This is a genomic window from Acinetobacter sp. GRABPA_MV_2 (assembly GCF_056725885.1).
The window spans coordinates 1-12,436 of sequence record NZ_JBWZNA010000003.1 but is presented as its reverse complement, the minus strand read 5'-3'; the positions used below and the strand labels follow the sequence as shown (position 1 = coordinate 12,436).

Here is a 12,436-nt window from a genome sequence, read left to right as displayed (position 1 = left end):
GTTGTCTATCCAGACAACATCATGTGAAGCAATTCTGCTTGTGCGTTGTTATAGCATGTAATTTAAATTTTGGGCTATGACTTTTTGTACGGAACATTCATTTTTTAGTATTTTGATACATTAAAGGCACTTGTTTATAAAGTGCCTTTAACATTGTCTACACTAGCTTTTATTCAGCAGCAAAGCTTAAGTTCACGACATCTAAACGGTTCTTCAGCTCTTCCGGATCTTTAATATCTAGCTCACGCTGAGAATCTAGAGCTTCGAAATCAAACAATTCACGGTCCGCTAGCTGAGACGGAGATACGTTTTGTAACGCCCCGAAAATGCTGTGTAAGCGTTTTGGATATTGTTTATCCCATTCACGTAGCATTTCGTTAAGCATGGCACGCTGTAGGTTTTCCTGCGAACCACAAAGGTTACATGGAATGATTGGGAACTGACGTATCTCGGCATATTTGATAATGTCTTTTTCTTCAACATATGCCAAAGGACGAATCAAAATGTTCTTTTTATCTGACGATAAAAGCTTTGGAGGCATCGCCTTTAAGCTACCGCCATGGAACAAATTCAAGAAGAATGTTGCAATGATGTCATCACGGTGGTGACCTAAAGCAACTTTTGTCGCACCAATCTCTTGTGCAAAGCCATATAAAGAACCACGGCGTAAACGTGAACACACTGCACAGTAAGTTTTACCTTCCGGTGTTAGACGTTTAGTAATGGTATAGGTGTCTTTTTCTAAAATGTAATATGGAATGTTGTTCTCTTCCATATAACGAGGCAAAACATCTTCAGGGAAGCCAGGTTGTTTTTGGTCAAGGTTAACCGCAACCACATCAAAATTGATCGGCGCAATACGCTTAAACTGCAACAAGATATCAAGCAAGGTATAACTGTCTTTACCACCAGACACACACACCATGACCTTATCGCCATCTTCAATCATATTGAAGTCACGAATAGCATGCCCAACTTGACGGCGAAGCTTCTTGAGCAAACGGTAATAGGCCGAGCTTGTTGGAAGTTCAGGCTTAAAATTAAATCCCTGATTGGACTCAACTGGCGCGTACATAGACGAGATATACCCATAAATAAAAATACCGCGCAATTTTATATGATTCAGAAGAGAATCGCATTAAAAGAATAGTTTCAATTCTTGAAGTCGTCACATTGCTCGTGCATGATGCAACAGACACGCTCTAATTTTGACTATAGCGTTCAAATTTTGTGCAAAATGCTTACTTTTTGGACTTTTCCACAGTTTTCCACAAAACCTGTGGATAAAATTGTGGATTTCTTCGTACTTGACAAACTGTTTTGACCTTCTGTTAAGGGTTCTATTTAAATTGATCATTTTTTAACCAATGTTTTTTACTATTAATTATCAATAAGTTAATCATGTCAATAGAATCATTTTAAAAAAATTTTTTAATTTTTTTTGATGAGCATTCGAACAAATCAGCTTGATTTTTTGAAAGAGTCGAAATAAAAAAAATTACACAAAACTTCTTTAAGTAATATTTTTTGATAAACTCTTTGGCAAGTTTTAAATACCTTAAAATTGTGAATAACATAAAATGAAAAATTCGGTTCAATTTCTTATTTCTTGTTTGCTGGGGATGACCACTTTTACGGTCGGCATAACTTCGAGTTCAGCAGGTCAAATGTATATTTACCAAGATAAAAACGGTAGTACATTGCTCACCAACCGAAAAAGCTATGACCAATCTCTAAAAAAAGTAAAAGTAACCTATTATCCCGATAGCAATATTCACAGTTATACAAACTGGGGAGCATCAGAAGCTTCTGTTCTGCCAAGCTATAATAAGAATAAAAATGCTTTTGACCACATCATTAAACAAGCTGCACAACAACATGGTGTTTCGGAAGGTCTAATTAAAGCCGTTATGCACACCGAGTCAGGATTTAACGTAAGAGCTCGTTCGCCAGTAGGTGCTCAAGGCTTAATGCAGCTAATGCCTGCGACTGCCCGTCGTTTTAATGTCTCTAACGCGTATGACCCGCAACAAAATATTTTTGCTGGTGCTAAATATTTAAGCTGGTTGCTCAAGCGTTTTAATGGAAACACACAAATGGCACTTGCGGCTTACAATGCAGGTGAAGGTAACGTTGATAAATATGGTGGTATTCCCCCTTTCCGTGAAACACAAGATTATGTACGCCGTGTGACAAGCCGATATCAAAACTTATATGCATCTGGAACAGGCTTTTCATCTTTTACGAATGCTTCAGCACAAACTGTTTCCCATTCTTCTAATTTTGCAGAAAATACAACAGCACAAATCTCAGCACCAGCACCTAAATATTCATCTTCTCGTCAAATTGTGACTTTACCTGACGGCACCTATACAGATGCACCGACAGGCACTTATGTTACAAACAATGCCACTGCAATTGCCCATATACGAATTGAATAAATAATGAAGAAGAACTGTTACTCACAGTTCTATTCCAACGATTCTCTATGTTTTAAATTGTAATGATCTATTACCTGATCTTTACCATTTTGACGATTTTAGCCATTAATTCTTTAATTTTAGGCACATTCTGCTACGTGAAAGAATGTATCAATTCCTTATTTTTTTCTTGAATTTTTTGCCCAAGCCCCGCATATTAGCTGCATGATTTAGAGTTTATAAATCAGATAACATTTTATTTATAAGAGGATTTTCTCAATGATGCGGATTGGTTTGTTTTTGCTTACCAACCTCGCGGTACTGGTTGTAGCTGGCATTATTTTGTCACTCTTCGGTGTCGGTAGTTACCATGGCGCGGGTGGCTTGAATCTAGGCAACCTTTTAGTGATCTGTTTTGTGTTTGGTATGGTGGGATCTTTAATCTCGTTATTCATGTCAAAATGGATGGCTAAGAAAACGACCGGTACAGAACTGATCGACCCGAATGCTCCTCGTAACCAAGCTGAAAGCTGGTTATTGCAAACAGTCGCTGAACTTTCTCAACGTGCTGGTATCAACATGCCAGAGGTTGGTATTTTTCCATCATATCAATCCAATGCCTTTGCAACAGGCTGGAACAAAAATGATGCCTTAGTTGCCGTTTCCACCGGCTTACTTGAGCGTATGAACAAAGATGAGCTACGTGCTGTGCTTGCGCACGAGATTGGTCACGTTGCGAATGGTGACATGGTCACCCTAGCGCTCATCCAAGGTGTTGTGAACGCCTTTGTTATGTTCTTTGCTCGTGTCGTTGGTGACTTTATTGACCGTAATGTTTTTGGTCGTCAAGACGATGAAGCCCCAGGTATGGGTTACTTCATTATTACCATGGTATTGGATATCGTCTTTGGTATTCTCGCATCTGCCATTGTGATGTGGTTCTCTCGTTATCGTGAATACCGTGCTGATGAAGCAGGTGCACGTTTAGCAGGTAAACAAGCAATGATTTCTGCATTATTACGTCTACAAGCTGAGACTGAAATGCCAGATCAAATGCCAAAAGAAATGAAAGCCTTCGCAATTGCGGAAGGTAAAGAACAAGGCTTTAGTTTAGCTGCTTTGTTCCAAACCCACCCAACAATTGAACAACGTGTGGCAGCTTTACATCAATTAGATTGCCCATAAAACGTTTAATGTAAAAATAAAGCCTCCAAATGGAGGCTTTATTTTTTATTACATTGTTTGATAGAGACCCCAGAGATAACTTGCGCCCCACCAAACAGCCAAGCCAATTAAAAGCAGTACAAGTGCACCTACTAAATCAGGAATATGCAACCATAACCAACTGACAACAGGATTGCGCCAAAAAGCTGAATGCTGTTGCTTCTTTTCAAGCTTTTCATGCAAATAGGGATGAACAACATGGATATCGCTCTGAATCGCATATTCTTCGCGTATATGCGTGTGAACTACATCTAATGCTTTTCGACTTGGTCTTATAAAAATATCAAAAATAGTCCCAGCCACAGGAACAAATCCGACTACTGCATCTACAACGGCCAGTTTGATGACTGGAGTCAACTTATGCTGAGGCACACCAATTTGTTTGGCTTTATAGATGGCATAACAGGTCAATGCGAAACCAGCGACATCACCTGCAATCGGAATCGTACTCAGCGCAGCATCGGCACCAATACCTTGCTTTGTAAAAGGAATGCGAACCGCACTATCCATCATGGTGGCAAACTTGGCCAGATCTCGTTCTAGTGCGATGACCTGTTGCTCTGTTAATTTTTTTTCTTGGGGCATTTAAATCAAATATATAAAGAGAAAGTTAATCTTAATATACTTGATTTGATGCCTTTTTTTAAATTGTTTACTTTTAACTAGTAGCTTTCGATCTAAACAGCGACCGCAGTAACACGTACATGACTGGAATAAAGAAAAGAACCAGTACTGTACCAAACATAACGCCACCTAAAATACTAATACCGATTTCTTGACGACTTACAGCTCCTGCACCTTGCGCAAATACAAGAGGAATCACACCTGCACCAAAAGCCAAAGATGTCATTAAAATCGGTCTTAAACGTAAGCTCGCGCCTTCTAAAGCTGCTTCAATTGCACTCTTACCTTTTTCTTGCGCCAAGGCAGCAAACTCAACAATTAAAATTGCATTTTTACAAGACAATCCAATTGTGGTTAATAGCGCAATTTGGAAATACACATCATTTGGTAGACCAAAAATATAAGAGAAAATGACACTTCCTCCCACACCAAGCGGAATAGAGGTCATCACGGCAGCGGGAATGCTTAGACTTTCATAGAGTGCAGCTAAACATAAGAAGATAAAGCCTGCCGAGATTAAATATAACCACACGGCCTGATTTGTCGACTTCTGTTCTTCAAAAGATAAACCTGTCCACGCCAAGCCAACATCCTTTTGCTGATTTACAAGTTGTTCAACATCTTGCATTGCCTGACCAGAGCTACTACCACTCGCAACATCAGCTTGAAGTTGTAATGCACTATAACCCATATAGCGTTTTACAATTTCAGGAGCACCGCCCCAACTGAAGTTAGCAAATGAGCTAAAAGGCACCATCTCATTTTGATTATTACGTACAGACCAATTATATAAATCTTCCGGTTTTGATCTGAACTCGGCATCACCTTGAATCATAACGCGTTTGATACGACCACGATCAATAAAGTCATTCACATACGTTCCACCCCATGCACTCGACAAAGTGTTGTTAATCGCGGGGAGCTCTAATCCATTTGCTAATGCTTGTTTCTGATCAATTTTGATATTGAGGTTTGCTTTACTGTTAGTAGATTGCTTATCAAAGTTCTCAAAACTTGAATAGCTTTTACTCTGCGTTTGCAACTGACGGAAGGTGTTATCTAGAAAATCTTGTCCTTGACCATTTAAATCCTGAATCCATAAATCCAGACCATCGGTTTGACCCAAACCATTGACTGAAGCGGGTAATGTCACATTAATTTGTGCATTATTAAATTGACTAAAATATTTCATCGCACGCTTTTGAATAGCGTCAGCTGAATTTTCCTTACCAGTACGCACATCCCAAGGTTTTAAGGCAATAAATCCCTGTGCCAAGTTCTGGCCTGTACCAGAATAATTCCGTCCATAGCGGATTAAAACCAGATCCACATTCTTATCTTCTTGAGTTAAGAAATATTGGCGGACTTGTTCTCCAATTTTTTGACTTTGCGAGATTGGCGCACTATCAACAAGCTTAATTTGAACGCTTAAAATGCCTTGGTCTTCTTTAGGAATAAATCCACTTTTTAAGCCGTTATAGAACAGTGCAAAAACAGCAATCAAAGCCACAAAAATCACGATAACCGATTTACTGTAACGAATGCTTGTCTGGACGATCTTGATATATTGATTTTTAAGTTGATCAATTTTTTTGTTAAACCAAACCGCCCAACGCTTAGACTCTGGATTAGGCTTTAAAATTAAGGCACATAAAGCAGGCGTTAACACTAATGCCACGACGAGTGATAACGCCATAGCGGCAACTAAAGTAATAGAAAACTGACGGTAAATCACGCCAATTGAGCCACCTAAAAACGACATTGGAATAAAAACAGCAGTTAAAACCAATGTAATTCCGACTAAGGCACTACTAATTTCTCCCATTGACTCAATGGCTGCTTCTTTTGGTGTTAAATGCTGTTCATGCATGAGCCGTTCAACATTCTCAACCACCACAATCGCATCATCTACTAGCAAACCAATGGCGAGCACCAATGCAAACAGCGTCAAGGTGTTAATACTAAAACCGAGCACATATAAAACAGCAAAAGTTCCCAAAATAACCACAGGAACGGTAATACTTGGAATGAGTGTAGCTCGCCAGCTTTGCAAGAACAGGAACATCACCAAAATAACTAAAATAATGGCTTCAATAAGCGTCTTTACAACTTCCTTAATAGACTCTTGGACAAACGGCGTATTATCTCGTGGATAAACAATTTTATAGCCAGCAGGTAGCTTGGTTGTAAGCTGATCTAGAGTTTGATGGATGAGTTTCGAGGTCTGAATCGCATTCGCCCCCGAAGATAACGAAATACCTAAACCAGCGGCTGGATAACCATTAATAGTATTAAAAGACTGATAATTTTCTGCCCCCAACTCGACTCTAGCAATATCTTTTAAGTAGACATAGCTCGCTGTCTGATTTGCTTTCAGTACAATATTTTTAAAATCTTCGACTGTTTTTAGTCGAGATCCTGCGGTGACCTTTGTATTTAAATATTGTCCATCAATGACGGGTAAATCACCGATTGCACCTGCAGCAACTTGTGTATTTTGAGCAGTGATTGCATTCGCTACATCACTTGGCATTAAATTATATTGTTTTAATTTCTCTGGATTAAGCCAGATTCGCATTGCATATTGCGAACCGAAAACATCTGACTCACCCACCCCTTCAATACGGTTCAGGTCATCTACCACATGCGTACTCAAATAGTCCGATAGCTCAATATTGCCCGATTTACTAGTTGAGTCATATAAACCTACCACCATAAAAGTATCGCCGAGCGACTTACTCACAGTCACCCCTTGGCGTTGTACCTCATCGGGTAAACGTCTTATGACGCCACTAATACTATTTTGTACTTGGACCTGTGCTGTATCTGGATTTGTTCCATTCTCAAAACTAATGGTAATTCGGCTACGTCCTGATGAATCACTGGTAGAGCTGAAATAAAGTAAATTATCAATACCTTGTATTTGCTGTTCTAATATCTGAGTAACACTTTGCTCAACCGTTTGTGCATCTGCACCACTATAACTTGCCGATACTGTAATTTTAGGAGGGGCAATATCAGGATAGCGCTCTACGGGTAAATTCAGCACCGAGAAAATACCAAATGCCATAACAATAATTGCTAGTACACTGGCAAAAATGGGACGCTGAATAAAAAATTTAGATAGCATGGCTGCTCAGAATTAGGTCGTCAATTAACAGGTGGCAATACCAAATTTGGCCTCTTGATCATCAACGAGTGATATAAAAAAGACAAGTAGAATTAACACAATAAATGCAATTAGAACAAAAACAAAGCAAGAACTCGCATTTCCTACAAACCCATAAACAAGGTTTTAACAAGTGTCACTGAAAATTCATGAATTCTTCATGATCACGTCAATTTCAAGCATCAGACTAAATACGTTTCGACTAAAACAATATGAGTAGAATTATGTTTAAAAGAGCACTTTTATGCTTAAGTTTAATTAGCTTGGTGGGTTGTAATGATGACGATAAAACTGAAAACTCACCAACCACACCAGAATATCAACTTCCTAAAATTTTAGTAGTAGGACACCGTGGCGCAAGCGCTTTACGTCCAGAACACACGTTAGCTTCATACCAGAAAGCCATTGATGATGGTGCAGATTTCATTGAACCTGATCTAGTTTCTACAAAAGATGGCGTATTGGTTACTCGCCATGAAAATGAGATTGGTGGAACAACCAATGTAAGCACTTTAAGCCAGTTTGCAGATCGTAAAACAACAAAAAATATTGATGGTAAAGACTTAACAGGCTGGTTTACAGAAGACTTCACTTTAAGTGAATTACAGCAGCTTAAAGCACGTGAACGTATTCCAGAGTTCCGCCCAGCAAACACCACCTATAATGACCTTTACCCTGTTCCGACGCTAGAACAAGTGATTGAGCTGGCTGAAGCAAATTATAAGAAAACAGGAAAAATTATTGGTTTATATATTGAGACTAAACATCCGACTTACTTTAAAAATCGTAATCTTGCAATGGAAGACACTCTTCTTAAAACCTTAGCCAAATACGAATATACACGTGATATTGCACCTGTCTATTTACAGTCGTTTGAAGTTCAAAACTTAAAAGATTTAAAAAGGGAGCTCGACCTTCATAAAACGATTAAACATGCGCAAATCATTCAATTATATGATGCTAAAATCTCTCAACCAGCCGACTTCGTTGAATCGGGAGAAACTAAAACTTATGCTGATTTAGCCACAGCACAAGGCTTAAAAGATGTCGCTAAATATGCAAATGGTGTAGGACCAAGTAAAGGTTATATTCTAAACTTTAATGACAATGGTTCAGTCCAAACGACTTCGTTTATTTCTGATGCTCATGCAGCTGGGTTAAAAGTACACCCTTATACTTTCCGTCCAGAAAACAACTTTTTACCAACGCCTTTAAAATGTAGTCAAGATAAACCTGCGGAGCGCTGTCCATCTGGTGCTTTAAAAGAGTTTGAAGCCTATTTCAAAGCGGGTGTTGATGGAGTCTTTACAGATGACCCAGCACTTGGCCGTGAAGCGGTCATCAATTTTGAAAAAGCTGCAAAATAAATAAGCTTACTAATAAAAAACAGGGCAATAAATGCCCTGTTTTTTTATTTCTCTACAACATTATCAAAATAAAGCGGGATCCACTGATATTGCTCAGTATTTACTTTATAAACATGACCAATGCCTGGGAATGGTAAATGTGGTGCTGCAACCCATTGTTGCTTATTTGAAATTTCTGCAAACATTTTTAGACGAGTATTAATTGCCTGCTCAGAATTCACATCAAAATCTACCCCAGTTTTTGGAGCATCAAATTGCAATGAATGTGAGTGGACAATGTCTCCAACAAAAATGATTTGCTGATCATTACTTTTTAAGCGGAAGCTATGATGGCCTGGTGTATGACCGCGCGTATCGATCACTTCAAAACCTTGAATGACATCGCCGTCTTTAAATGTCTTGAATGCTTTTTTCGCTTGATATGGAGCAAGAGCAGTTTTTACGTTTTTAACAGTACCCAAATAACTTTCTTTTTTGTCTGCTGGCACTGTTTTTTCAGACGCTGGATTTAACCAGTAATTAGCTTCACGCTCATGTGCATATACAGTTGCATTTGGAAATACGGCTTTTCCATTTTGAGCAATACCACACACATGGTCTGGGTGTAGATGAGTAAGTAAGACAGTTTTTACATCAGCAAGCTTATAACCTGCCAATTCAATATTTTTTGCAATGGAACCAAGTTGCGGGCCAAAACAACTTGCTGCGCCACTGTCTACAAGCGTTAAGCTTTTTCCATCATCAACTAAAAATGCATTTACCGAGGTTTGAATCCCTTTTTCATTAACAGCAGCATATTTCGTTAAGATTTTAGTTTTCTGGGCCTGATTTAAGTTTTTGAATAAATCAGGATTTAAATAAATCGTACCATCAAGCAAAGAAGTTACGCGGTAGTTTCCAAATTGATGGTGATAATATCCTGGTACTTGCGAGGTTGCTGTTGGCTCAGCATAACTTGCATGGATGCTTCCAATTGCAAGGCCCAACGCTACACATAATTTTTTCATCTTTTCTTCTCTATTGAGTTATAAAGTCGAAATCTTTAAAAAAGATTTAATAATTTTTTAAGACCCAAATTATATAATGCATGAAAAGTGTCAGAAATATAAGTATATGAATAGCTATTCTCCCTATAAGGGTAAAAGTGGTCTTAAGCGCATATTAAATGCAACGTGCTACTCTATTTCAGGATTTAAAGCAGCTTATAAAAATGAGGCAGCTTTTCGCCAAATTGTTTTGATAAATATTATTTTGATTCCAGTTAGTTTTTTTCTTGATGTGAGCCGTAGCGAGCATGTATTACTGATTATTGTATGTCTTTTTGCAATGATCGTTGAGCTATTCAACTCGGCTATTGAGGCAGTGGTTGATCGAGTCTCTCTTGAAAAACATCAGCTTTCTAAAAATGCAAAAGATATGGGAAGTGCCGCCCAGTTTGTTGCACTCTCTATCATTGCTATTACCTGGTTAATTATTTTATTAGGCTAAAAAAAACCATGCCTACAAGTAAATAAGCATGGTTGTAACAAAAGAGGAACTTCTAGCTGCTGTTCCTGTTTTTAATATAAAGAATGGAACTTAATTATTTCTTAAAATTACGTGAAAAATAAAAAATCCCTGCATAAGCAGGGATTTTTTTGGTTAAAGCGTTGATGCGTTATTACATCATGCCTAACATCATTATTACCTTATATGAACTACTATGAAGTAACTACTTGAGTTAAGGTCACTCAGTATTTTTTATACTGAACTAGTATGAACTAGCATTACATGACATTACAGAATTTTGTGAGTAAGATTGTGAGTAAGGTCACTCAAAAATAGCGTTACTCACACTTCATGTTAAACGATCTAAAAATCAAACGATTAAAACCAACTGAAAAAGTCTTTCGAGTTGCAGATCATTCAGGTTTATGTTTAGAAATCCGCCCATCTGGTGGTAAGTTCTGGCGCTTCCGTTATCGCTATCTAACTAAAGCAAACATGCTGACAATCGGCCAATATCCAGAAGTTAGTTTAGCAGAAGCTCGTTTAAAAACTCTAGAATTTAGAAAACAATTAGCGAATGGTGTAGATCCATCAAGTTACCAACAAGAAGAACTATTAAAAGCCATTCAAGCAAACACAGGTACATTTAGTTTAGTTGCAGCTGAGTTTCTTGAAACTAAAACTGGACAGCAATCAGAAGAATGGTTTACACGCCGCAAAAGCTATTACAAAAAAGATATATTCCCTATTCTCGGCAATAAGCCAATTCATGAAGTTGATTCGATCGATATTAAAAACGTGCTTGATAGCACTATGGCCAGAATTAGGAAATCAGGTAAAGGGACTGGCGAGGCACGGGGAATTTTCGTAAGGCAAATTATTGGTGAGGTTATGACTTATGCCATTATTACCAAACGAATATCTATTGATCCAACTTATGCTTTAAGAGGATATATCAAGCTTCCAGAAGTTACCCATGCTAGGCCATTAACTGAAACTGAGAAAAAGGAATTATTCCCCAAGCTAAATGCATATGGTGGCTCAAAAAGCACTAGCAATGCTATTAAAGCGGCAACTTATTCTTGGCTTAGATCTATTGAAATCAGACGAGGAAGAAAAGAATTTATTAATTTTGATGATGAAACATGGACTATTCCTGCTGTATCAAGAGCTGAAATTCTTGCTGGCAAACGTAATATGAAAAAGAACAGGATGCATATTGTTCCTTTATCAAAACAGCTTATTGAAATAATAAAAGAACAATTTGAGCTATACCCAAATAGTGAATATATCTTTCCGGGTGAAGATGGTGAGATGATTGGGAAAACTACTCTAAATACAGCATTAGATAATCTGGATATTGATTTTACTATGCATAGCTTAAGAGCTACCGCCTCAACCATTGCTAATGAAAATGGATTTAATCAAGATTGGGTAGAGTTGCAACTTGCACACGTGTCAGATAACAAAACACGTGCTTCATATAACCATGCCCAATGGTTAAACGATCGTAGAAACATGATGCAATGGTGGGCAGATCATGTAGATAGCTGGGCCAGTTAAGAAGCCCTTAAATATTCAATCACTTTCTAAAAAATTGAGAATTAACAAATGAAAAATTGGTCCTACTTTAAAAAAGTCTTGTCTATGAAAGATTCATTTAAAAGTAAATTCAAAGATTTTGCAAAGAATCATCTTTTAATATTTGCATTTGGATGTCTAGGCTTACTTCTATTAATAGGTACAGTAATTATCAATGCATTCTGGGGAGGAGGTGTTTTTTTACAAGTAGCTGATGATAACACAACAGTTAAAGACTATATGGCAGTTTACCTTTCAATGTTAGGAGTCGTTGCAACTTTGTATGCTAGCTTTGTTGTGATTTATGCATATGATGCTTGGAAAGATCAAAAAAACTTTGATACCGATGTAGAGCTGTTGAAACAATGTGATGAAAATCTCTGTCGTTTTAAAAATGATATGGATAGAATTTGCAAGAAGATTATATCAATACATGATGTTTATGATAATAATAAGGAATTCTACATTGCACATTCTTTATATAGAGAACCTTTAGAAACTGAAAACAAATATCTAGATGATTTTATTATTCATCTACAAAGATACCTTGATTATAATAAGCA

9 protein-coding genes and 1 pseudogene are annotated in these 12,436 nt (G+C 37.7%); 6 read left to right on the top strand and 4 right to left on the bottom strand.

Annotated elements, in window-relative coordinates; all coding sequences use genetic code 11:
• Positions 1–169: 169 nt before the first annotated feature.
• On the bottom strand, positions 170–1,075 hold the full coding sequence (gene ttcA / locus ACXM0J_RS03690; RefSeq protein WP_086264491.1) for a tRNA 2-thiocytidine(32) synthetase TtcA: 906 nt from the start codon (positions 1,073–1,075) through the stop codon (positions 170–172).
• A 505-nt stretch (positions 1,076–1,580) separates the two neighbouring features.
• On the opposite strand from ttcA, the gene ACXM0J_RS03685 reads away from it, so the two are divergent.
• Both ACXM0J_RS03685 and htpX read left to right on the top strand, forming a co-directional pair.
• Positions 1,581–2,441: a lytic transglycosylase domain-containing protein gene (locus ACXM0J_RS03685; protein WP_199975726.1), complete on the top strand. Its 861-nt coding sequence runs from the start codon at positions 1,581–1,583 to the stop codon at positions 2,439–2,441.
• A 258-nt stretch (positions 2,442–2,699) separates the two neighbouring features.
• Positions 2,700–3,605: a protease HtpX gene (htpX, locus tag ACXM0J_RS03680; RefSeq protein ID WP_017399628.1), complete on the top strand. Its 906-nt coding sequence runs from the start codon at positions 2,700–2,702 to the stop codon at positions 3,603–3,605.
• A gap of 48 nt (positions 3,606–3,653) precedes the next feature.
• Here the strand turns inward: htpX and ACXM0J_RS03675 are convergent, their stop codons facing one another.
• Together ACXM0J_RS03675 and ACXM0J_RS03670 are read right to left on the bottom strand one after the other, a co-directional pair.
• Positions 3,654–4,229, bottom strand: coding sequence for a DUF4112 domain-containing protein (locus ACXM0J_RS03675; protein WP_032064015.1), 576 nt, complete (start codon positions 4,227–4,229; stop codon positions 3,654–3,656).
• A 73-nt stretch (positions 4,230–4,302) separates the two neighbouring features.
• A complete protein-coding gene (locus tag ACXM0J_RS03670; RefSeq protein WP_086264490.1) occupies positions 4,303–7,398 on the bottom strand; it encodes a multidrug efflux RND transporter permease subunit in 3,096 nt (1,031 codons plus the stop codon).
• Between the two features lie 263 nt (positions 7,399–7,661).
• On the opposite strand from ACXM0J_RS03670, the gene ACXM0J_RS03665 reads away from it, so the two are divergent.
• A complete protein-coding gene (locus ACXM0J_RS03665) occupies positions 7,662–8,804 on the top strand; it encodes a glycerophosphodiester phosphodiesterase (protein WP_086264489.1) in 1,143 nt (380 codons plus the stop codon).
• Positions 8,805–8,848: 44 nt separating this feature from the next.
• On the opposite strand, the gene ACXM0J_RS03660 is transcribed toward ACXM0J_RS03665, so the two are convergent.
• Positions 8,849–9,811, bottom strand: a complete 963-nt coding sequence (locus ACXM0J_RS03660; RefSeq protein WP_086264488.1) for an MBL fold metallo-hydrolase — start codon at positions 9,809–9,811, stop codon at positions 8,849–8,851.
• Positions 9,812–9,917: 106 nt separating this feature from the next.
• Between ACXM0J_RS03660 and ACXM0J_RS03655 the strand changes: the two genes are divergently transcribed.
• The 3 genes and pseudogenes from ACXM0J_RS03655 to ACXM0J_RS03645 form a co-directional block, all read left to right on the top strand.
• Positions 9,918–10,292: a diacylglycerol kinase gene (locus tag ACXM0J_RS03655; protein WP_139841460.1), complete on the top strand. Its 375-nt coding sequence runs from the start codon at positions 9,918–9,920 to the stop codon at positions 10,290–10,292.
• A 351-nt stretch (positions 10,293–10,643) separates the two neighbouring features.
• Positions 10,644–11,855: a tyrosine-type recombinase/integrase gene (locus tag ACXM0J_RS03650; protein WP_086264487.1), complete on the top strand. Its 1,212-nt coding sequence runs from the start codon at positions 10,644–10,646 to the stop codon at positions 11,853–11,855.
• An 84-nt stretch (positions 11,856–11,939) separates the two neighbouring features.
• Positions 11,940–12,436: pseudogene (locus ACXM0J_RS03645) on the top strand (hypothetical protein); the annotation flags it as partial.